The sequence below is a fragment of the Ruania zhangjianzhongii genome (assembly GCF_008000995.1).
GTDB lineage: Bacteria > Actinomycetota > Actinomycetes > Actinomycetales > Beutenbergiaceae > Ruania > Ruania zhangjianzhongii.
The window spans coordinates 4,069,688-4,091,533 of sequence record NZ_CP042828.1; the positions used below are offsets into that span (position 1 = coordinate 4,069,688).

At 70.0% G+C, this 21,846-nt stretch carries 17 protein-coding genes; 11 read left to right on the forward strand and 6 right to left on the reverse strand.

Annotation, left to right across the window (positions count from 1 at the left end; all coding sequences use genetic code 11):
* Positions 1–109 precede the first annotated feature (109 nt).
* Positions 110–2,281, forward strand: coding sequence for an alpha-galactosidase (locus FU260_RS18835; RefSeq protein ID WP_235912486.1), 2,172 nt, complete (start codon positions 110–112; stop codon positions 2,279–2,281).
* 145 nt (positions 2,282–2,426) lie between these two features.
* Here the strand turns inward: FU260_RS18835 and FU260_RS18840 are convergent, their stop codons facing one another.
* Positions 2,427–5,759 carry an ATP-binding protein gene (locus FU260_RS18840; RefSeq protein WP_168211857.1) on the reverse strand — a complete coding sequence of 1,111 codons (3,333 nt, stop codon included), beginning with the start codon at positions 5,757–5,759 and terminating at the stop codon, positions 2,427–2,429.
* 180 nt (positions 5,760–5,939) lie between these two features.
* The gene (locus FU260_RS18845; protein WP_168211858.1) at positions 5,940–6,692 is read right to left on the reverse strand and encodes an AfsR/SARP family transcriptional regulator; all 753 of its coding nucleotides are present in this window, start codon (positions 6,690–6,692) and stop codon (positions 5,940–5,942) included.
* A gap of 252 nt (positions 6,693–6,944) precedes the next feature.
* Here FU260_RS18845 and FU260_RS23685 point away from each other — a divergent pair, with 252 nt between their 5' ends.
* From FU260_RS23685 to FU260_RS18870, 6 genes are all read left to right on the forward strand, one after another.
* Entirely contained in the window at positions 6,945–7,100 is a 156-nt protein-coding gene (locus FU260_RS23685; RefSeq protein WP_168211859.1) for a hypothetical protein, read from the forward strand.
* Positions 7,100–8,449, forward strand: a complete 1,350-nt coding sequence (locus tag FU260_RS18850; RefSeq protein ID WP_244951247.1) for an XrtP-associated glycosyltransferase — start codon at positions 7,100–7,102, stop codon at positions 8,447–8,449. Before FU260_RS23685 ends, FU260_RS18850 begins: the two co-directional genes overlap by 1 nt.
* A 4-nt stretch (positions 8,450–8,453) precedes the next feature.
* A complete protein-coding gene (locus FU260_RS18855) occupies positions 8,454–9,011 on the forward strand; it encodes a hypothetical protein (protein ID WP_147918445.1) in 558 nt (185 codons plus the stop codon).
* Between the two features lie 24 nt (positions 9,012–9,035).
* Positions 9,036–10,085, forward strand: coding sequence for a hypothetical protein (locus FU260_RS18860; protein WP_147918446.1), 1,050 nt, complete (start codon positions 9,036–9,038; stop codon positions 10,083–10,085).
* 97 nt (positions 10,086–10,182) lie between these two features.
* Positions 10,183–11,397, forward strand: a complete 1,215-nt coding sequence (wecB, locus tag FU260_RS18865) for a non-hydrolyzing UDP-N-acetylglucosamine 2-epimerase (RefSeq protein WP_147918447.1) — start codon at positions 10,183–10,185, stop codon at positions 11,395–11,397.
* A gap of 63 nt (positions 11,398–11,460) precedes the next feature.
* Positions 11,461–13,482 (forward strand): glycoside hydrolase family 3 protein, encoded by a 2,022-nt coding sequence (locus tag FU260_RS18870; protein WP_147918448.1) that lies wholly within the window; start codon positions 11,461–11,463, stop codon positions 13,480–13,482.
* Between the two features lie 75 nt (positions 13,483–13,557).
* Here the strand turns inward: FU260_RS18870 and FU260_RS18875 are convergent, their stop codons facing one another.
* Positions 13,558–14,949, reverse strand: coding sequence for a class II fumarate hydratase (locus tag FU260_RS18875; protein ID WP_147918449.1), 1,392 nt, complete (start codon positions 14,947–14,949; stop codon positions 13,558–13,560).
* 132 nt (positions 14,950–15,081) lie between these two features.
* Here FU260_RS18875 and FU260_RS18880 point away from each other — a divergent pair, with 132 nt between their 5' ends.
* Positions 15,082–15,534: a nitroreductase family deazaflavin-dependent oxidoreductase gene (locus FU260_RS18880; RefSeq protein ID WP_147918450.1), complete on the forward strand. Its 453-nt coding sequence runs from the start codon at positions 15,082–15,084 to the stop codon at positions 15,532–15,534.
* Positions 15,535–15,585: 51 nt separating this feature from the next.
* Positions 15,586–16,209 carry a maleylpyruvate isomerase mycothiol-dependent enzyme family protein gene (locus FU260_RS18885; RefSeq protein WP_147918451.1) on the forward strand — a complete coding sequence of 208 codons (624 nt, stop codon included), beginning with the start codon at positions 15,586–15,588 and terminating at the stop codon, positions 16,207–16,209.
* Positions 16,210–16,336: 127 nt separating this feature from the next.
* Here the strand turns inward: FU260_RS18885 and FU260_RS18890 are convergent, their stop codons facing one another.
* Positions 16,337–17,461, reverse strand: a complete 1,125-nt coding sequence (locus tag FU260_RS18890) for a GuaB3 family IMP dehydrogenase-related protein (protein WP_147918452.1) — start codon at positions 17,459–17,461, stop codon at positions 16,337–16,339.
* A 144-nt stretch (positions 17,462–17,605) separates the two neighbouring features.
* On the opposite strand from FU260_RS18890, the gene FU260_RS18895 reads away from it, so the two are divergent.
* Positions 17,606–18,343: an exonuclease domain-containing protein gene (locus tag FU260_RS18895; protein WP_147918453.1), complete on the forward strand. Its 738-nt coding sequence runs from the start codon at positions 17,606–17,608 to the stop codon at positions 18,341–18,343.
* A gap of 248 nt (positions 18,344–18,591) precedes the next feature.
* Here FU260_RS18895 and guaB read toward each other — a convergent pair whose 3' ends face one another.
* Together guaB and FU260_RS18905 are read right to left on the reverse strand one after the other, a co-directional pair.
* Entirely contained in the window at positions 18,592–20,127 is a 1,536-nt protein-coding gene (guaB, locus tag FU260_RS18900; protein ID WP_147918454.1) for an IMP dehydrogenase, read from the reverse strand.
* 38 nt (positions 20,128–20,165) lie between these two features.
* Positions 20,166–21,095: a MerR family transcriptional regulator gene (locus FU260_RS18905; RefSeq protein ID WP_235912485.1), complete on the reverse strand. Its 930-nt coding sequence runs from the start codon at positions 21,093–21,095 to the stop codon at positions 20,166–20,168.
* A 332-nt stretch (positions 21,096–21,427) separates the two neighbouring features.
* Here FU260_RS18905 and FU260_RS18910 point away from each other — a divergent pair, with 332 nt between their 5' ends.
* A complete protein-coding gene (locus tag FU260_RS18910; RefSeq protein ID WP_147918455.1) occupies positions 21,428–21,718 on the forward strand; it encodes a WhiB family transcriptional regulator in 291 nt (96 codons plus the stop codon).
* Positions 21,719–21,846: the final 128 nt, after the last annotated feature.

Sequence of the window (21,846 nt, forward strand, 5' to 3'; positions counted from 1 at the left end):
CGGCGGGGCTGGAGTGCTGCACCCGGCGGCCTGACCCGGGCTTGCATCCATATCCGCGATGCTGAAGGCTCGAACCGGCGGCCCAGCACGAGCACCCTCAAGGAGAACCGTGACCCTCGATCAGTTCGCCACGCCCGACGGCGGTACTCGCCTTCATCTGCGAGCCGGCGGTGTCGCGGTGGTGCTCGACGTCCCCGCCGCCGGCCTGCCGCGGATCCGGCACTGGGGCACCGATCTCGGTGCGCTGGGCGAAGCGGGGCTGGATGCGCTGGTGGCCACCGGGCACGAGCAACAGCTGACCGACCTGCCCGGTGACGGCGTGCCGCTGGCACTGCTGCCCTCCCCGGCCGACGGCTGGTTGTGGACGCCCGGGCTGACCGGCCACCGAGGCGGAGCACACTTCTCCCCGGCATTCACCGGCACACAGGCCCAGGTGACCGACCCGGACCGCCCGGAGATCGCCCACCAGCTGAGCGTCACCGCTACCGATGCGGTGGCCGGTCTGGAGGTGGCGATCGAGATCACCCTCGCCCACAGCGGGCTGCTCGGTACTCGGGTGAGGGTGACCAACACGGCCGAGAGTAGCTATGACCTGGCCAGCCTGGAGGTCGCCCTGCCGGTCCCGGATGAGGCCCGGGAGCTGGTGGACATGACCGGGCGGCAGCTGCGGGAACGTTCGTTGCAGCGGGCCGCGCTGACCATCGGCACCCACCTGCGCGAGTCGCGCCGAGCCTCGGCCCACGAGGCCAGCCTGCTCACCGCCGTCGGTACGCCCGGATTCTCCTGGCGCAGCGGCCAGGTCTGGGCGATGCACGTGGCCTTCTCCGGCAACACCCGCAGTTATGCCGAACGCACCAATACCGGCGCCCGGCTGCTCGGCGGGGGCGAGCTGCTGCTACCCGGGGAGGTCCGGCTGGCAGCGGGTGAGTCCTACACCTCACCGTGGGTCTACGGCTCCGCCGGTACCGGCCTGGACGAGGTGGCCACGCGGTTCCACGAGTTCCTCCGAGCCCGCCCGGAGCACCCGCGCTCACCCCGGCCGGTGACGTTGAACGTGTGGGAGGCGGTGTACTTCGACCACCGGCTGGACCGTCTCGTCCAGCTCGCGGACCGGGCCGCCCGGGTGGGCGTGGAACGGTACGTGCTCGACGACGGCTGGTTCCGGCATCGCCGGGACGATACCGCAGGTCTGGGCGACTGGTACGTGGACGAGGAGGTCTGGCCGGACGGCCTCGGCCCGCTGGTGACGGCCGTCCGCGAGCGCGGTATGCAGTTCGGGCTGTGGTTCGAGCCGGAGATGATCAACGAGGACTCCGATCTTGCCCGAGCCCACCCGGACTGGATCATGGGCCCCGGCGAGCGGCTGCCGATCCGGCACCGCCACCAGCAGGTACTGAACCTCACCGTGCCCGCGGCGTATGTCTACCTGCGCGAGCGGATCAGTGCGCTGGTCTCCGAGTACGCCATCGACTACCTCAAGTGGGACCACAACCGGTCCCTGGTGGAAGCTGGCACCCGGTCCACCGCCCGCCCGGCGGTCCACCAGCAGACGCTGGCGCTGTACCGGTTGATCGACGAGCTGAAGGCGGCCCACCCGGGGCTGGAGATCGAGTCCTGCGCCAGCGGCGGGGGCCGGATCGACCTGGGCATCCTGGCGCGCACGGACCGGGTCTGGGCTTCAGACTGCAACGATCCCACCGAACGTCAGCTGATCGAGTCCGGCACCCGGCTGCTGCTGCCACCCGAGCTGATCGGCTCGCACGTGGCCAGCCCCACCTCGCACACCACTGGCCGCACGCACACCCTGGCCTACCGGGTCGGGACGGCGTTCTTCTCCCACCTGGGCATCGAGTGGGACCTGACCGCGGCATCCGCGGAGGACCTGGACCAGCTCGCGAACTGGATCAGGGTGCACAAGCAGCACCGCCACCTGCTGCACACCGGCACTGTCGTGCGCGCCGACCACGCACCCGAGGGCGGCTGGTGCCACGGCGTCGTGGCGAGCGACCAGCGCGAGGCGATCTACGCCGTCGTGAATCTGCAGAGTTCGGCTACCGCACCGGGTGGCCGGATCCGCCTGCCCGGCCTCGACCCGGAGGCCAGCTACCGGCTGCGCCCGCTGGCCCCGGGCGACGGGTCCGAGCTGTTCAACAACCACGGCACACCGTCATGGTGGACCGAGGGACTGACCGTTCCGGGCCGCGTGCTGACCGAGCGGGGCGTGCAGCCGCCGGCGCTGAACCCGGAGCGGCTCGCGCTGCTGCACCTCGAGCGAGTCTGAGCTGCCACCGCCGGCACCCTGCTGTGCGGCACCCCGATCCCCTCTGACCCGACCCCTCGGAATCTGGTTGCAACTGGATTCCGAGGGCCGAACTGGATTCCGTGGGACCGGTGGGGCCGGGCCGGAGCACGTGCGCGGCGGGCCCTCAGGCCGAGTGGCGGAGTTGTTCGGCCCACCGGATGTCGCCAGATCGCCCGCGGCTCTCCAGCGTCCGGGCGAGAGAGTCCCGCATCATCTGCAGGTCGAGGAACGCGTGCACCGCCTCGTGGCCGGCGATCGCCGACTCGAACAGCTCGACCGCACGGTCCAGGTCGCCGAGCTTCTCGTAGCACCAGGCGAGTACGCCGTCGGCACTGCCCCAGTACTGGCCGAACCGGAAGAGACCGTGCTCGCCACGATGGGGCAGCAGATGCGTCACGCACTGGTTGATAGCGCTCTGCTCGCCGGACCGGATGCAGACCCGGCCCAGCAGCAGCAGCCGGGGCACGATGTCGCTGTCCGGGATGTCCTGGTCGCGGACCTCCTCAAGCAGGTCGGCGCACCGGTCACGCGTCTCCTCCAGCGGTGCCGAGCCGGAGCGCAGGTAGGCGCTGACGTAGCGCATGATCGGGTGCCTGCTGGCCCAGCTGGGGTTGCTCAGCAGGGGCGAGCGGCGGGCGGCCTCCACATCGCCGGAGACCATCGCCAGATAGGTGCGCTGACCGTAGAAGCTCGCTGCGCGGCGGGCGTTCTCCGCCGGGTCGAGGTGCGGTGGTGCGGCGAGTGCCTCGTCGATGAGCCGGTGCCCGCGCTCGATCTGGCCAGTGGCGATCGTGGTGGTGATCCGCCACTGGGTCAGGTCGAACCGGGTCTGGTCGTCCGCCTCGGTGATCGGCACCGGGCAGGCCGGCTGATCGTCCATGGCCCGGACTCCGGCGGCGACCTCGCTGACCCACAGCCGCAGCCAAGATCCGACCGGGTCGGCCGTCGGGTCCTGGACCAGCTGGCGGGCGGTGGCCAGCTGGTCCGGTACCGTCTGGTGCTCCCAGACGGCCGTGCGCAACCGGCCGGTCAGGGCGGGTTCGACCTCAGTGGCGGCAGCCAGCAGTTCCGCGGCGCGGCCGGGCCGGTAGACCTGGATCGCCGCGAGCGCGTCCCCGGCCAGCTCCGGCAGGTTCGCGATCACCCCGGTGCTGCTGGCCTGCGCCACTGCCGCGACCAGCGGGTCGGTGACCTCGGGGCCCACTCGTCGGGCATAGTGCGTGCGCAGGTTGCCGAGCGCCGCGAACAGCTGCCATCGGGGCATCCCGGCGGTGCGCGCCAGCTGCAGCTGGGACTGGTACAGCTCGTTCGCGGACTGGGTCTGCCCGGCGGCGGCGCACGCTCCGGCAGCGGCACCGAGCAGCTGGGCGGTGTCCTCGTCCGGCGAGTGCTCCGGATCCATCGCCAGATAGTCGAGCCCGGCCCGGTAGTGCGCGGCGGCCTGGGTGAAGTCGAGCTGGGCGGCGGCGGCCCGGCCGGCGGCGGTGAGGTGGTCGACCACCTCACGGGTACTGGTGTGCGGCCAGCCACGCATGTAGTGGTGCGCGAGCAGGTCCGCCGGGCACGGCCGGCTGAGGGCGAGCCGGCTCAACGCCCGGCCGATCCCGGCGTGGGTGCGGGTCTGCTCCTCCGCGGCGAGCTGCTGGTAGAGGTGCTCCCGAATGAGCGTGTGCACGAACTCGTGCGACCCCGCCCCGGCGGCCTCGCGGATCAGCCCGTGACTGGCAGCCACGGTGAGGTGGTCGCGCCAGGTGGGCAGGTCCTGCCGGAGCTCACCGGCCAGCGCCGCCAGGGTCATGATGGTGAAGCTGTCGCCCACGGCGGCGGCGATCCGCAACGTGACCAGCACCTCCTCGGAGACGATCTGCAGGTGCGCGTCGATGGCGGCGCGCAGATCGTCCGGCCGGTCCGCGGTGATCACGGTTCCGGCCTGGTGGAGCTGGTGCAGGTACAACGGGTTCCCGCCGGTCAGCCGCTGCATCGCCGCAGCACGGTCGGGGTCACCGCCGGCACCGATGAGCTCGGCGACCGCCTCATGGTCCAGACCCGTCAACCGGATCCGCCGGGTGATCCACGGGGCCAGCTGCCTGCCCGCCGTGCGGCGCCGGGTGGTCAGCACCACCGCCATCGGCAGCGGCCCGGCGCGATCGAGCAGCGCCGCCAGTGCTTCTGCCGTGCCGGGCGGCGCCCAGTGCAGGTCCTCGACCACCAGCACCAGCCCAGCGGGCGAGGCGATCGCCCGCAGCCGCCGGGACAGCTCCTCATGCAGGACGTCAGTACTCACTGCCGGTTCGGCACTCGCGTCACCACCGAGGAGCCGCGCCAGCGGTGATGCGCTGTCCTCGTCCGGGACGAGCGGGGCGAACAGGGCGTACGGGAGGGTCCGGCGGGGGTCGCACGGCAAGATCAGGGCGCGGGGCGCCCCTTCGGCGGCCAGGCGTGTCAGCGCCGCGCGCACCAACACGCTCTTTCCGATACCTGCCTCACCGGAGATCACGACGGCGGCCGGTCGCCCCGTGCGGATCGCCGTCGCCGCCGTATCGGCGACAGCCTCCAGATCGGCCGTGCGACCGACCAGTGCTGCACGGTCATCGGTCGGGGTGGCCTCGGCTGCCCGGACGGCGACCGCGGGGTGCCGAGGTCCGCTCGAGTGACCGGGGCTGGCCACCTGGCCACCCGGGCGAGCGGGCGAAGGTGCGCTGGCAGCGGCGTCGCCGAGCCGCTCGATCGCGCGGGACAGCTCGGGCCCGGGCTCGATGCCCTGGTCGATCAGCGCGCGCCGGGCCCGGTCGCAGACCCGGTGGGCGTCGGCAGGGTTTCCGAGCTCAAGGTGGCAGCCGATCAGCAGCGCCTGACTGTGCTCCCACTCCGGCCGCGCGGCCGCCACCGGCTCGAGCAGCTCGATCGCTTCGCTCGTGCGCGCGTCAGCGGCGAGCAGCTCGGCAAGTCGTTCCATCGCCCCCAGGCGCAGCTCGGTCAACCGGTTCGCTTCGGTGGCCGGCAGGTGCGGCGGGGGCTCCTCGGTGCCGCGCCACATGGACAACGCTTGCCCGAACGCGGCGGTGGCAGCGGGCCGGTCGCCGGCCCGATCCAGCGCACTGCCGCGCAGCAGCAGCGCCTCAAAGTCCGCGGCATCGATCCGGCACCGTGCGGTGACCAGCCAGTACCCGTACGGGTCGGAATCGATGACGCGGGCACCCCACTTCTTCCGGAGCCGCCACACCAACGTCGCGAGCGATCGACGGGGCCGGGGCGGGAGCTCACCGGCGTAGACGGTATCGACGAGCTCGGCGATCGGCAGCCGCGCCTCACGTCGCGCGGCGACGGCAAGTGCCGCGATCAGACGCCGCTGGGTGGGTCCGCGCGGGGTGACATCCTCACCGTCGACAGCCACGGACAGCTGCCCCAGGATCCCGATTCGGACGACGGCGTCGGCCCCGTCGTCCGCTGCCGGCACGCGCGCGGGCGCACTCCGTCCAGACTCCGTCGCCGACATCCGCTCCCCCGGATCGTCATCCTGCCTCGTGCAGGCCGTAGCAAGTGTATAACCCTGGACGCCCGATCAACAGTGACTTGGATCACAGTTAAGGTGCTTCTCGGCTCGATCAACGCCGGACTGATGAGAGCGCCGGACTGATCAGAGCGGATGGTCGTCCACGTCGATCACCGAGATCGACGCGACCTGGGGGTCCCGGTGCGCGATCAGGTCGGTCAAGCGCTGGGAGACCGGGTGGCCGCCGAGCTCGGCGACCGCCTGCCGCAGCACAGCCAGCGCATCTGCCTGGCGGTCGAGCAGGTGCAGCGCCCGTGCCAGCAGCAGCCGGAAGCCGAGCCGGTCCGGATGTGCGGCCACCAGCTGACGTAGCTGGGCGACGGTGGTGAAGTCCACCCCGGACTCCATGGCGAGCTCCTGCTGCATCTCCAGCACGGCGAGCCGAGTCCGGCTGAGCGCCTCGATCGCGGGCATCGCATCGAGGAGGTGAGCCAGCTCGGGATAGGGATCGGAGCGCCACAGAGCCAGCGCGCGCTCGACGTCCTCGGCGACGCGCTCGTGGTCCCCCTCACGCCAGTGCTGACGCGCGTCGGCCGCCAGGGTGGCGAACCGGGCGGCGTCGATCACCTGATCGTCGGCGGTGAGCCGGGCGCTTGCCGGTTCCAGGGTGAGTACACCCGGGAGGTCGGCGGCCAGCCCACGCAGCACGGCGCGGGCGCGTTGGTCGGGGTCGGACGGACCGTCATCGGCCAGCAGCTGAGCGAGGTCGGCGATCCGCACCGGCCGGTTCGCGTGCATCACCAGCCAGCCGAGCACCACGCTCGCCTGCCCACCGACCCCGACCGGACCGTTCGCGGTCTGGACCTGGAGCGGCCCGAGAACCCGTATCTGCATCATTCTCTTCCTCCAGGGCACCACCACCGGCGCCACACCGCGCCGGCGACTCCGGTTCAGCGTAGTCACGCGGGCGCACCTGCCGGTCACCACTCGGTCTCCGCCTCGAACCGCACTGTTGACCGGGCGGTGACCGAGCCACCAGGACAGGTGACCGGCCGGTGACCCGCCCTCCCTCCCCGGTTGCCACCGTGATGGCTGCTGCGGCCGTGAGCCGCACCGCACAGACACCATCGAGGGGAGTTGCCGCAGGCCATGTACACGAGCAGAGGTCCGGGGATCGGAGTAGCAGCCGGTCTCGCCTACACCGGAGTCGCCACCGGCTTCTACCTGGTCGTGGCGCTGGTGGTCGTCGTGGCTGGCCTGCTGCTGGTCCGCGCGGCCAGGCTGCGGAAGGCCGAGCACCGATGATGCCGCTACTGATCGGCATCTCGCTGGCCATCGTGGTGATGTTCCTGTCCTACCTGACCACGATCGCCCGGGCGTTCTTCCGCCGTCGGCCGGACCAGCCGGGTGAGGCAGCCGCGTTCGAGTGGCACATGTTCGTCCCCTGCCGGGACGAGGAGGTGGTCATCGGTGCCACGGTCGACGAGCTGCGGCGCTCCTTCGGCCAGGCGCATGTGTGGGTGATCGACGACGACAGCGACGACGCCACTGCGGAGGTGGTGACCGGCCGCGCGACGGGCGACGCGATGGTGCACCTGGTCCAGCGCCGTCGCCCACTCGCCCGCACCGGCAAAGGGGATGCACTGAACGCGGCCTACCAGCAGTTGAACGACTTCCTGCCGGCCGGTTGCGACCGCTCCCGGGTGATCGTCTGCGTGGTCGACGCGGACGGGCAGATGGCCGACGACGCCCTGGACCACGTGGCCGGAGCGGCAGTCTTCGGTGACCCCCAGGTGGGTGCGGCGCAGATCTCGGTGCGGATGCGCAACCGTGACGAACGCCTGCCCCGGCCGGCGAAGGGACGAGTAGCCAATGCGCTCTCCCGCTACCTGGTCCGGATGCAGGACATCGAGTTCCGCACCTCGATCTGTGCGATGCAGGCGCTGCGCACCAAGACCCGGAGCGTGGGCCTGGGCGGTAACGGCCAGTTCACTCGGCTGACCGTGCTCGACGCGATCGCCGACCAGGCCGGGCAGCCGTGGCACGGCGCGCTGCTGGAGGACTTCGAGCTCGGCGTGCATGTGCTGCTGACCGGGTACGAGGTGCGCTTCGTGGCCGATACGCACGTCTCGCAGGAGGGCCTGACCGACGTCAAGCGCCTGTTCACCCAACGGACCAGGTGGTCCCAGGGGAACGTGCAGTGCATCAGCTATCTGCCGCAGATCGTGCGGTCCCCACACTTCACCTCAGGCGCCGTGCTGGAGGCGGGCTACTACCTGCTGCTGCCGTTCATCCAGATGGTCGGGCTGTTCCTCTGGCCGACGCTGCTGGTGCTCACCGTGTCCGGGATGCTGCAGCTACCGGTCGGCCTCGGCGAGCTGCTCGCCAACTCGTGGTGGTTGCTCGCCCTGTTCTTCCTGATGAGCGTGGTCCCGTTCGCGATGTGGGGCCCGATCTACCGGGCCAAGTGCGAACCCGCCTCCGGGCGCTGGCGCTCGATCGGCTGGGGCCTGGGGCTGTGGCTCTACACCTACTACATGTACGTCTCGGTGACCCGAGCGTTCATCCGCCTCGCGCTGCGCCGCCGCGGCTGGGCGAAGACCCGGCGCAACGCCGAGAACCTCACCATCGGACTGACAGCGAAAGAAGCGTGACCCGATGACCTCAGTACCCACCACCTACCCGCGCTCGCGCAGGATGGTGCGCATCGCCGTCGGGCTGGTCCTGCTCGCCGCGGCGACGGCGTTACTCACCTGGCAACCGCAGGTACGCGCGGGCGAGATGGGCCTGGCCGGCAGCTGGTTCCACCTGGTGCTGGCCGGAACCACCCACACCGCCGGGGACACCATCTACTTCAGCTGGACCGGCGGGCCGTTGATCGGCCTGCAGGACACCTGGGAGTGCACGGTCGCGCTGCTGGCGGCACCGCTGTGCGCCATCGGCGGAGCGCTGCTGGCGCTGACCCGAGTACCCGCGCACCGGCTCCTGACCGGGCTGGTGCTGGCGCTGGTGCTGGTGGTCGCCGTGAACCAGGTGCGCCTCGCGATGATCGCGATCTCGCTGCAGCGCTGGGGCCTGGACGGCTACGACCTCAGCCACAAAGTTCTCGGATCGATCGTCGCCATCGCGGGCTTCGTCCTCGCCGCGATGGTCTTCCTGAAGATCGCCGGGGCATCCCCGAAGGGCCGGCACCGGCCGGTCGCACCACTCGGATAACACCAAGGGAGAGGAAACACGGAAATGAAGACACGAACACAGAGACACGGCGCGAGGCGGGCACTGACCGTGCTGGCCGGAGTGGCCATGGCCCTCGGGCTCGGAGCGGTTGCCGCCCCGGCTGCCCAGGCGGCTGATACCGATGCCGACCTGTCCCTCCTCAACAGCGGCCAAGGCCGTTGGGGCGAAACCGCTCCCGGTGCGTTCAGCATCGGAGCCCACAACCACGGACCGGCCGTGGCCACGAACTGGGTCGCAACCGCAACCTTCACTGACTTGGTCACGATCGATCCGGCCAGCGTGACCTACGAGGGCGCAGTGACCTGCCCGGTGGTGACCGATCAGGAGATCATCTGCTCGGGCGATGCCTTGGCCGTCGACGAGGAAGCCGTAGTTCGATTTGAGGTCATCCCGAGCGGACCGGGCACCGGTTCATGGGAGGCGTCGGTCACCGCCGACGAGGTCGACCCGAATCCCGGGCCCAACTCCGTGTCCGGCCCCTTCGAGGTCACCCCGGTCGACGAGCCAGATCCCGCCGGCTCCGGCGACTGGGGCACCACCGGAAGCAATGTGATGGCGCCGGGAACGAGCGCGTTCTACGACCTGGCCTTCACCTGCCTCTCCACCGAGGGCTGCGACTACGGGCCAGGCGTGACCATCACCGACAAGGCGGTCAACGGCGCCACCTTCAACGCCGGCACCAACAACGTCTTCATCAACGGCGAGACGAGCATCGGCGACTGCGACGTGACCACCACCGACATCAGCTGCACGGTCACCGAGACCGGGCATGCCGACCAGGGTGACGTGATCAGCTCGCAAAGCATCAGCTACAACGTCTCCGAGGACGCCCCGGCTGACTCTCAGGTGTTCGCCCAGACGATCGCCTTCCCCGCCGGCTGGACCGGGAACGACCCGAGCAACGACGTCTACCCGATCTCCACCCCGCCCGAGGTACCAGGACCGATGGTCTCCTGGCAGGTCGGCGCCGGCCTCGGCGGGCTCGTTCTGCTCCTCGGCGGCGGCGCTCTGCTCTGGCGCCGGCAGCACAGCCCGCAACCAGTAGCGGCCTGACCGCCACACAAGCCGCACCGCCGGGTGGATGCCTGCCCATACAACCCCACCCGGCGGTGCTACCCCACACAGCACGTTCAGAAGGGAGGGGTGAGCGATGGCCACCCTGGCGCCTGAACCCGAGGCACCGATCGCCGTCGTGCTCGGGACCCGCCCGGAGATCATCAAGCTCGCCCCGGTGATCCGCGAGCTGGGCGAGCGCGCCTGGGTGATCCACACCGGGCAGCACTACGACCCGAACCTGGCCGACACCTTCTACACCGGCGCCGGTCTGGTGCCGCCCGAAACCCAGCTCGACGGTGTGGGCGGGCGGACCCGCACTGCGCAGATCGCCGGCATCCTCAGCCAGCTCGAGACCCTGTTCACCGCTCGCCGCCCGGCAGCGGTGATCGTGCAGGGCGACACCAACTCCACCAACGCCGGCGCCCAGGCGGCCAGCTATCACGGCATCCCCCTGGTGCACGTGGAGGCCGGGCTGCGCAGCCACGACCGGGCGATGCCGGAGGAGCTGAACCGGCTGCTGGTCGGGGTGCTCGCCGATCTGCACTGCGCCGCGACCGAGCACAATGTGCGCAACCTGCAGCAGGTGGGCGTACCCGCTGAGCGGATCGCACTCACCGGAAACACCATCGTGGCGGCCGTGGAGAACATCCTCGGCCAGGCCGACGACGGCGTCCGGGCGGGCCACGACGCTGCCGAACGCTTCGTGCTCGCCACCATCCACCGGCCGGAGAACACCGACGACCCGGCCCGGCTGGCCACAGTGCTGACCGAGCTGGCCGCCATCGAGCTCCCGGTCCTGCTGCCGCTGCATCCACGCACCCGCGCGCTGCTCGCCCGGCACCAGCTCGAGCACCTGCTCGAGCCGCTCATCGTGCTCGACCCGCTCGGCCATGCCGATTTCCTCACCGCGGCCGCCAACGCCGCGCTGCTGATCTCCGATTCCGGAGGCGTGCAGGAGGAGTGCACCGTGTTGAAGAAGCCGCTGATCGTGGTGCGCAACTCGACCGAACGCCCGGAGTCCATCGACGCCGGCTTCGCTCACCTGGTGCCGCCCGGGCCGGCGATCCACACCCTCGCCGGTGACCTCCTCGCCGACGCCGACCTGGCCCGCCGGTTACGGGCCACCCCCAGCCCCTACGGCGACCAGCACGCCGCCGCCCGGATCGTGGCCGCGACGCTGCGCCTGGTCGGCGGGTCCGGCACCGCGCATTCGAACAACGAGGGAGCGGCAGCCCGGCGCCCGTTGGGCCGAGACCCCGACCGTGTAAAAATGGTTTCCGTCCCAACTGATTTCTACGTTGCTCGTTGACGTAATGTGCCGGTCACGGCATAGTGTGGCCCACGCCACATCGAAGTGCTGGAGGGAACCGACGTGCGTCTGCGCCGCGCCACTGTGACCGCGACTGCTGGACTTCTGTTCGCATCGCTGACCCCGATCACCGCTGGAGCAACCAGCCAGCCGGCCGAGGTCTCCACTGACATCGACGCCATCATCGAGGAGATGACCCTCGAGGAGAAGGTGGGTCAGATGTTCGTCCCGTACATGTACGGCTCGACCATCGACGCGGAGGACTCCCGCAACCTCGCTGCCGCCGGTGTGCTCAGCATCGGGGAGATGATCGAGGAGTTCCACCCAGGCGGGATCATCTACTTCGGCTGGTCGAACAACCTCGATTCTCCGGGGCAAGTGGCCCAGCTCTCCAACGACATCCAGGACCGCTCGGTATCCACCGGCGGGGTACCGATGACGATTTCTATCGATCAGGAGGAGGGTGTGGTCCGGCGCCTGCCCGAGCCCTCGGCGCAACTGCCCGGTGCGATGGCGCTCGGAGCAACCGGCAGCGCGGAGCACGCCCGCAACGCGGCACGGATCACCGCGGAGAAGCTCGCTGCCGTCGGCGTGACCCAGAACTACTCCCCGATCGTCGACGTCAACTCCAACGCGATGAACCCGGTCATCGGGGTGCGCGCGTTCGGTGGTCAGACCGATCTGGTCAGCGCACTGGGACAGGCGCAGGTGGCCGGCTTCCAGGACGACGGCGGGATCTCCGCCTCGGTCAAGCACTTCCCTGGCCACGGGGACACCGATGTGGATTCGCACTACGGCGTACCGTTGATCGACAAGTCCGAGGAGGAGTTCCGCGCCGAGGACCTCCCGCCATTCCAGGCCACGATCGACGCGGGTGCCGACTCGATCATGACGGCCCACATCGTCGTGCCGGCGCTCGATCCCTCCGGCCGGCCCGCGACCTTCTCCCACACGATCCTCACCGACCTGCTCCGTGACGAGATGGGCTTCGAGGGGGTGGTCGTCACTGACTCACTGAGCATGGACGGCGCTCGGGAGGAGTTCGGTGACGACCGCGTCGCGGTCGAGGCGATCCTCGCCGGCGCCGACCAGATGCTCATGCCCCCAAACCTGCGCGTCGCCTACGACGGGGTGATGGCCGCCGTCGCGGACGGGGAGATCAGCGAGGAACGGATCGAGGCCTCGGTGCGGCGCATCCTGGAACAGAAGCAGCAGCGAGGGGTGATAGCCGACCCGCTGGTCGACGTCAGTGCCGTGGACGGGGTGATGGCCACACCCGAGCACTACGCCACGGCGGCACAGATCGCCGACGACAGCGTCACGCTGCTGGAGAACCACGACGATCTGCTCCCGATCGCTGACGGGGAGGAGGTACTCCTCACCGGCTGGGGTGGCCAGGACCGCCTCGACACGATGGCAGCCGAGCTGACCAGCCACGGCGCGGCGGTCACGGTGCACCCTGCTTCGGATCCCAGCGATGAGCAGATCGCCGCGGCTGTGGCTGCCTCGGCCGACCATGACGTCGTCGTGGTGACCACCCAGTCCGGGACCTTCGCGCCGAGTGCGTCGCAGCAGGCTTTGGTGGCGGCGCTCGCCGGCGGTGACGTGCCGGTCGCTCAGGTCTCCCTCCGCAATCCCTACGACGTGGCTAGTACCGCACCGACGGAAGCGGCGCTCGCCGCCTACAGCTGGGCCGACGTCTCCCTCGAGGCAACCGCACGGGCGCTGATGGGCGCAGTCAACCCCGTGGGCCAGCTCCCGGTGCGGATTCCGACCGCTTCCGGTGCCGGCACCGAGTTCGACTTCGGGCATGGCCTGCACTACCCCGTCACTCCAGAGCCGACGACCTTCACCGACCGGACTGGCCGCGGCCAGGACACCTACGAGATCCCGGCGGTCCAGGGGGTGGATTATCTCGTCGACGGCGAACCCGCCGAGGCCGGGACGTACCGGAGTCCCCAGGACGTGACCGTGACCGCCGTGCCCGCCGAGGGGTACGAGCTGGTCGATGGGGCGGCGACCGAGTGGGCCTCAGACTTCACGCCGGGCATTCCCGGCGGGCCTCCGCCGGGGCACGCCGGGTAGTCGCCGGGGCACGCCCGGGTAATCGCCGGCGGGCCGGGCCTCGCGCCGGTCGAGGCACCGGCGGCCCCGCGCTACCTACGGGTGCGTCATCGACATCACGTCGAGCGCGGCATCCAGCTGCTCGGCGGTGACCTCCCCACGCTCCACGTAGCCGAGGTCCTCCACAGCCTGGCGGATCGTGATGCCCTCGGCGATCGCGTGCTTGGCGATCTTCGCCGCCGCCTCGTAGCCGATGTAGCGGTTCAACGGGGTGACGATCGACGGTGAGGACTCCGCGAGCGCTCGCGCGTGCTCCACATTGGCACTGATCCCGTCCACGCACTTGGTGGCCAGGTGCTCCGACGCGGTGGCCAGCAGGGTGATCGACTCCAGGATGTTGCGGGCCATCACCGGCAGCATCACGTTCAGCTCGAACGAGCCGGAGGTGCCGGCGAAGGCGATCGCGGCGTCATTGCCGATCACCTGGGCACAGACCATCAGCGTGGCCTCCGGGATCACCGGGTTCACCTTGCCGGGCATGATCGAGGAACCAGGCTGCAGGTCCGGGATGGCGATCTCGCCGAGGCCGGTGCGCGGACCGGAACCCATCCAGCGCAGGTCGTTGCAGATCTTCACCAGGGAGACCGCGATCGTGCGCAGCTGCCCGGAGGCCTCCACCAGGGAGTCCTGCGCGCTCTGCGCCTCGAAGTGGTTCGGCGCCTCGGAGAGCGGCAGCCCGGTGCGCTCGGCGATCAGTTCGATCACCCGGGGGGCGAACCCGACCGGGGTGTTGATCCCGGTGCCTACGGCGGTGCCACCCAACGGAAGCTCGGCAAGCCGCGGCAGAGCAGCGGCGATCCGGTCGATGCCGTTGCGGACCTGCTGGGCGTACCCGCCGAACTCCTGGCCGAGGGTCACCGGGGTGGCGTCCATCAGGTGGGTGCGGCCGGCCTTGACCACCTCCGCGTACTCGTCGGCCTTGCGCTGCAGCGAGGCGGCGAGCGTCTCCAGGCCCGGCAGCAGCTCAGACATCACCGCCTGGGTGGCGGCGATGTGGATGGAGGCCGGGAAGGTGTCATTGGAGGACTGCGAGGCGTTCACGTGGTCGTTCGGGTGGACCTCGAGCGCGTCGGTGCTGGCCAGGGTCGCGATCACTTCGTTGGCGTTCATGTTCGAGGAGGTGCCCGAACCGGTCTGGAACACGTCGATCGGGAAGTCATGGTCGAACTCACCGGCGATCACCCGGTCGGCAGCGGCCTGGATCGCCGCCGCACGCTCGGCGTCGAGCACCCCGTGCTCGGTGTTCGCCTGCGCGGCGGCGCGCTTGATCTGCGCGAGGGCCGCGATGTGGTGGGCGGAGATGCCGCTCCCAGAGATCTGGAAGTTCTCCACCGCCCGCTGGGTCTGCGCCCGGTAGGTGGCGTCTTTGGGCACCCGCACCTCGCCCATCGTGTCGTGCTCGATGCGGTAGGCGGTCTCGTCGTTCATCAGCTGGTCATTGCTCCGGTTCGCTGGGTTTGTGGCCTGGGGCCAGTATCGCACCGGGCCACGGGCACCTAGCACCCGGTCGCTGACACTCGGCGACGGAACAGATCCTCGCTGTCCCAGGTTGCAGTGCACATGGCACAGAGCGGAATAGACCGACAGGACTACATCCAGCCCGCAGAGGGCTGGGTGCGCAAGCAGCTCGACGCGATCGACGGAGCCGGCGGGAACACCTCCGCCGCACAGGTCCAGGGACGACCTGTGGTGGTCGTGACGATGATCGGGGCGCGCTCGGGCCGGCCGCGTCGGGTTCCGCTGATGCGGGTGGAGCACGAGGGGTGCTACCTAGCCGTGGCGAGCAAGGGCGGCGCACCCGCCGACCCGCAGTGGGTGGCCAACATCCGCGCCCACCCCGACGAGATCCGGGTGCTCGACGGAACCACCGAGACAGCGATGACCAGCCGCCAGCTCACCGGCGAGGAGCGCGCCACCTGGTGGGATCGCGGGGTCGTGGCGTTCCCGTCCTACGCCGACTACCAGCGCAAGACCGACCGCGAGATCCCGGTCTTCCTCCTCGAGCCGCGCTGAACCGCCGACCACAACCCTCGGCTCGATAGGGCACTGCGGGAGACTGTCCACATGGTTGACCTTGAGGACGTCGTCACCGCAGCGGAAGCCTTGCTACCGCTCGGTGAACGGGCAGACGGGAACCCGGCATGGCAGTCGGCGGCTGCGCCGACGTCGTGGAGCGCAGCGCACACTGTCGAGCACATCGCTGACGCGTTGACCTTCTACGCCGGTCAGATCGCTCGACGAGCCGACCGGCGGTTGCCGGTCCTGCGCGATGGCCGGGCTGCTCCGCCGGGCGAGCAACTGGACAACGTCCTGACCGCGGCACATGTGTTGACCGGACAATTGCGCTGTCTCGGCGCTGAGCGCGCCTGGCATCCCAGCGGGCTGGCCGATGCCGCTGGTTGGGCCGGGATGGCAGTCACCGAAGTGCTGGTGCACGGCACCGACGCTGCCCGCGCCGTCGGAGTGAGGCTGGAGCTTCCCGCCGCGGTGTGCGCGCGCACTGTCGCACGCGTGTTCCCGTGGATTGATCGAAGTCTGGCGCCGCCGGCAGAATTGCTGCTCGGCGTGACCGGCCGGCTCGCCGTTCCTGGTGTGCCGTCGGACCCGGGATGGTGGTGGCAGTCGGCGCCTTTGCAGGAGTGGGACGGCACCCCGCAACGACGCGATATTTCGCCCGGGTGGCTGTGAGCGCCGGACCTACTCCAGGAACTCGGTCCCGTGTCGCGGCCGGCTCAGTCCGCAGCCGTTCCAGGGATCGACGACGGCGGAGCCGCCCTGGTCTGTCGCCGCACGGATCCGGGTGGTCACCCGGGCGTCACCGCGGGGCGTACGGGGAGAGCACGACCTCCACCCGCTGGAACTCCTTCACGTCGGAGTAGCCCGTGGTGGCCATCGCTCGGCACAGTGCGCCGAACATGTTCAGCGTGCCATCGGCGCGGTTGCCGGGGCCGAGGAGGATCTGCTCCAGCGTGCCCACCGTGCCCACTCGGACCCGCTCGCCCCGGGGCAGCTGGGGGTGGTGCGCCTCCGAGCCCCAGTGCCAGCCACGGCCCGGTGCCTCCTCGGCACGGGCAAGCGCCGCGCCGAGCATCACCGCGTCGGCACCGCAACCGATCGCCTTGACCAGGTCGCCGCTGCGGCCCACGCCACCATCGGCGATCACATGCACGTACCGGCCACCGGACTCGTCCAGGTAGTCCCGGCGGGCGGCGGCCACGTCCGCAACGGCGCTGGCCATCGGAGCGTGGATGCCCAGAGTCTGCCGGGTGGTGTGCGCAGCACCGCCGCCGAATCCGACCAGCACACCGGCCGCACCGGTGCGCATCAGATGGAGGGCCGCCGTGTAGGTGGCTGCCCCGCCGACGATCACGGGAACATCGAGCTCGTAGATGAACCGCTTCAGGTTCAGCGGCTCGGCCTGGCCGGAGACGTGCTCAGCAGAGACCGTGGTGCCGCGGATGACGAACAGGTCCACCCCGGCATCCACGACCGTGCGCCAGTGCTCCTGGGTGCGCTGCGGTGACAGGGCACCGGCCACGGTCACCCCCGCGGCACGGATCTCCTTCAGCCGTTGGGTGATCAGCTCGGGGATGATCGGGGCCGAGTACAGCTCCTGCATCCTCGCGGTGGCGCTCTCCGGCGAGAGCTGGCTGATCTCGGCGAGCAGGTCGTCCGGCGACTCGTACCGTGTCCACAGACCCTCGAGGTCGATCACGCCGATGCCACCGAGCTTGCCGAGGGTGATCGCGGTGGCCGGGCTCATCACCGAGTCCATCGGCGCCGCGAGCACCGGCAGGTCCACCTGGTAGGCGTCGATCTGCCACGCGATCGACACTTCCTCCGGGTCACGGGTGCGCCGGGACGGCACCACCGCGATGTCGTCGAAGGAGTAGGCGCGGCGACCCCGCTTACCTCGGCCGATCTCGATCTCGTTGCTCACCCCAGCAGGTTACCCGTCAGTGACGATCCGCACGGACTCTCGGCCGCTGACCAGCACCGATTTTCTCCCGTCGGCGAGTACGACCGGGCATTGTCGGTGGGCTGTGGCAGCGTGAGGGCCATCGACGGACGAAGCGAGGCGACGATGACTTGGATGGATGGCCCACTGCTGGGGTTCGACACCGAGACGACCGGCGTGAACCCGTTCCGGGACCGGATCGTGACCGCAGCCCTGGTGGGACGCGGTCAGCACGGCACCGAGGAACGTACCTGGCTGATCGATCCAGGGGTAGAGATCCCGGAGCAGGCTGCGGCGATCCACGGCATCAGCACCGAGTACGCACGCGAGCACGGGATGGCGCCGCGCAAAGCGCTGGCACAGCTCTCCGCCGAGCTGGTGGCCGCGTTCTCCCGGAACATCCCGGTGGTGGCCTACAACGCCGCCTTCGACCTGACCATCATCGAGCGAGAGCTGGAACGGCACCACTTGCCCACGATCGGTGAGCGGCTCGGCCGGCCACTGGCGCCCGTGCTGGATCCGTTGGTCCTCGACCGCGGTCTGGACCGCTACCGCAAGGGCAAGCGGAAGCTGGTGGACCTGTGCGGCCACTACGGCGTGCAGGAGTCGGGCGCACTACACACTGCGGATGTGGACGTGGCCGCCACCCTGGATGTCCTCGCCGCGCAGGCGAAGGTGCACCCGCAGATCATCGAGCGGAGCTTGGTCGACCTGCACGAGTGGCAGTCGAGCAAGCATCGGGAATGGGCCACCGGGTTCAACGAGTGGCGCAGCCGGCAGGGCCTGGATGGCCCCGGCGCTGGGCTGGAGTGGCCGCTGCACACGGTGGAGGAAGGGGCGGCTCCGGCGCAGAAGAGCGCCTGATGAACAGTGCGTCGCCACCGACGACCTGACACTGATCGGAATCCGTCACAGGGACCAGAGCGCGGCGATCGGCAGCGCCGTGATGCGATCGCCAAGAGCACGGGCGTGTTCGCCCGTGTGCAGGACGTAGCCGCCGACGAATCGATCCCCAAGCGATCACGCAGCGCGCGCAGCCCCGCGACGTCCGTGCTCCGGACCGTCGCCGCGGCCTTCACTTCGATCGCCACGACGCGGCCGTCGGGTGCCTTTCAGCGGCTGCCGTAGTTGGGCGACTCGGCCACCATCTGCACGTCGTGCGGGTGGGACTCCTTCAGTCCGGCTGCGGTGATCCGCACGAACTGCCCGCGCTGCTGCAGCTGCGGCACGGAGTGGGCACCCACGTAGAACATCGACTGGTGCAGCCCACCGGCAAGCTGGTGCACCACCTGCGAGAGCGGGCCCCGGTAGGGCACCTGCCCCTCGATGCCCTCGGTGATGATCTCCTCGTCGGACAGATCACCCTGGAAGTAGCGATCCTTGGAGTAGGAGCGACGGTCCCCGCGGGACTGCATCGCCCCGAGCGAAGCCATCCCGCGGTAGCGCTTGTACTGCTTGCCGTTGACGAACACCAGATCCCCGGGCGACTCATCACAGCCGGCGAGCAGGCCACCGAGCATCACCGAGTCCGCTCCGGCCACCAGAGCCTTGGCGATGTCGCCGGAGTACTGCAGGCCGCCATCGCCGATCACTGGCACCCCGGCGGGCTTGCACGCCAACGCCGCCTGATAGATCGCGGTCACCTGCGGCACGCCGACACCGGCGACCACGCGGGTGGTGCAGATCGAGCCGGGCCCCACCCCCACCTTGACCGCGTCCACACCGGCGTCCACCAGCGCCTGCGCACCGTCCCGGGTGGCGATGTTCCCGCCGATGACCTGGACATGCGTGGTGCCGGGGTCGGACTTGAGCCGGCGCACCATGTCCAGCATCAGCCGGGCGTGCCCGTTCGCGGTGTCCACCACCAGGGCGTCCACACCGGCCTCCACCAACGCAGTCACCCGGTCCCAGGCATCACCGAAGAAGCCGACGGCTGCCCCCACCCGGAGCCGGCCCTCGTCATCCTTGGTGGCCAACGGGTACTGCTCGGACTTGACGAAGTCCTTCACGGTGATCAGGCCCTGCAGCACGCCGGCGTCGTCCACCAGAGGCAACTTCTCCACCTTGTGCTTGCCGAGCAGGGCCGCCGCGTCGTCGGCGGAGATGCCCACCCGGCCGGTGACCAGCGGCATCGACGTCATCGCTGCCCGGACCGGGGTGATCTCGAAGTCGGAGTCCGCGATGAACCTGATGTCCCGGTTCGTGATGATGCCGAGCAGCACGCCGGCCTCGTCGGTCACCGGCAGACCAGAGATCCGGTACCTGCCGCACAGCTCGTCCATCTGCGCCACAGTGGCGTCCGGGCCGATGGTGAGCGGATTGGTGACCATGCCGGACTCCGAGCGCTTGACCAGATCCACCTGGTTCGCCTGGTCGGCGATCGGCAGGTTCCGGTGCAGGATGCCCAGACCACCCTGGCGCGCCATCGCGATCGCCATCCGCGCCTCGGTGACCGTGTCCATGGCAGCGGAGACGAGCGGCACCGCGAGGGAGATCTCCCGGGTGAGCCGGGTCGCGGTGTCCACCTCGCTGGGGATGACATCGGTCTCCCCGGGAAGCAGGAGCACGTCGTCGTAGGTGAGTCCTACGAAGGAGAACGGGTCCCGGGCGTTGGTGGTGGACGAGGATACGGAGAACGGCTCAGTCACCTCTCGATGATAACCGCGCTCCCTGGCCGTGGCGGACGTCAGCGCTGCAGTGCTCGTTGCTCGGAGAGCAGGTCATAGATCTCGTGCACTGCACCGCCGAGAGTACGCGCCCGCGGCAGGTTCTCCATCGCCGCGGGGAGGTCGTCGGTGGAGACCACGAACGGCACGCAGTCGGTCTCCGCGAGGATCTCCACCACGGTCGCAGCGTGCGCCGGAGGTCCGAGCAGCACCACCATCTGCACCCCCGCATGGGTGACCGTGGCCGCGACATCCAGCTGACGCCCCCTCCGGGACGGTCGCAACACCCGAGCCCGCGCCCCACGCAGCGCCAGCTCGGCGGCGAGGACGTGCGCATCCAGGTGACGATCGCCGTCGGCGTGGATGAGTAGCGAGCCCCCGGTACCACCGCCCTCGGCAACGGTGCGGATCACCGCGAGCAGCGCTGCGCCGAGCGCCGCTGCCGGATCCCGGCCGGGCCGGTCGCCGTGGTCGCGCGCCTCCACCAGATCCAGTGCCGGACGCACCAGCGTCTGCCAGGCGGTGAGCACCTCGTCAGTTCCCACCGACCGGGCGATCATCCGGTGCAACCGGGCATCGTCGGCCTCGACAGCCGCCGCGGCCAAGGAGAGCGGGTCGAGCACCTCAGCCGTTTCCTCGTGGTTGCGCTCCTGCACCGCGTCGTCGGCGCCGTCCGGGTCCTGACCCAGAGCGAGCCGGGCCGCGTCGGCCGGAGCCACCCCCTCGCCGGTGAGCCGGCGCATCGTCTCCAGCCTCGTGACGTCATCGGCGTCATAGCGGCGATGCTTCCCGGCAGTCCGTGCCGACGGGCCGAGCCCGTACCGGCGCTCCCAGGTGCGCAGCGTGGACGCCGCCACCCCCAGGCGCCCGGCCACGGCGGCCACGGTCAGTCGGATGCCGTCATCGAGACGGCGATTCGAGGGCCTATGGCCGGATCGCGCGGCTGCCACCACTGACTCCTCTCCAGGAACTGTTGCGCGCAGCACGGAGCAGTCGCGGTGCGCCCGATCGCCCCACACAACTGGGACTGACTTGAGATTACGTGGCGGACCGTTCTTGAACAACTTGACCGGACCGCACGACCGATTTGTGCACGGGTCTTGAACAACTTCTGAATGAGTTGTAGGTTGGCTGCACGCGATGAGGACAGCGACCGACCATCGGAAGCCCCGAGTCACTGGGAGGAAGCTCCATCGCAAAGAACGACTAGAGCACGACGGTCCATCCGGACCGGCAGGGTGCAGTCCCGGCCGGCCCGGCCAAGCGAACGGAAGGTGGCATCGTGGCAGAGCTTTCAAGGCTTCCCGGCCCGATTATGGATCTGTGGGAGTGGCAGTATCAGGGCGCGTGCCGACAGACCGGTGACGAGCAGTTCTTCCACCCCGAGGGCGAGCGCGGCGCGGCACGGCGCCGTCGCGATGCGAACGCCAAGACCATCTGCGCCACCTGTCCGGTCATCCAGCAGTGCCGCGAGCACGCACTCCAGGTGCGCGAGCCGTACGGCGTCTGGGGCGGACTCACCGAGGAGGAGCGCTCAGGCATCCTCGCGCGGCAGGCTCCGGCGGCGAGCTGAGGCGCACGACTTCCCTCGGCGCACCTCTCCCCTCGGCGCCCCTCCCCCGCGAGTGGCCAAAGTCTGTTGGCGGAGCATCCTCCAGGCAACGAATTCTGACCAGTCGGCGACACACACGACGAAGGCTC

What these genes read in the sequence shown, in the direction of transcription:
- FU260_RS18860 (WP_147918446.1), top strand. Translation starts at nt 9,036, where the DNA reads ATGAAGACACGAACACAGAGACACGGCGCGAGGCGGGCACTGACCGTG.
- FU260_RS18875 (WP_147918449.1), bottom strand. Translation starts at nt 14,949, where the DNA reads ATGAACGACGAGACCGCCTACCGCATCGAGCACGACACGATGGGCGAG.
- FU260_RS18845 (WP_168211858.1), bottom strand. Translation starts at nt 6,692, where the DNA reads ATGATGCAGATACGGGTTCTCGGGCCGCTCCAGGTCCAGACCGCGAAC.
- FU260_RS18895 (WP_147918453.1), top strand. Translation starts at nt 17,606, where the DNA reads ATGACTTGGATGGATGGCCCACTGCTGGGGTTCGACACCGAGACGACC.
- FU260_RS18850 (WP_244951247.1), top strand. Translation starts at nt 7,100, where the DNA reads ATGCCGCTACTGATCGGCATCTCGCTGGCCATCGTGGTGATGTTCCTG.
- FU260_RS18885 (WP_147918451.1), top strand. Translation starts at nt 15,586, where the DNA reads ATGGTTGACCTTGAGGACGTCGTCACCGCAGCGGAAGCCTTGCTACCG.
- FU260_RS18880 (WP_147918450.1), top strand. Translation starts at nt 15,082, where the DNA reads ATGGCACAGAGCGGAATAGACCGACAGGACTACATCCAGCCCGCAGAG.
- FU260_RS18855 (WP_147918445.1), top strand. Translation starts at nt 8,454, where the DNA reads ATGACCTCAGTACCCACCACCTACCCGCGCTCGCGCAGGATGGTGCGC.
- FU260_RS23685 (WP_168211859.1), top strand. Translation starts at nt 6,945, where the DNA reads ATGTACACGAGCAGAGGTCCGGGGATCGGAGTAGCAGCCGGTCTCGCC.
- wecB (WP_147918447.1), top strand. Translation starts at nt 10,183, where the DNA reads ATGGCCACCCTGGCGCCTGAACCCGAGGCACCGATCGCCGTCGTGCTC.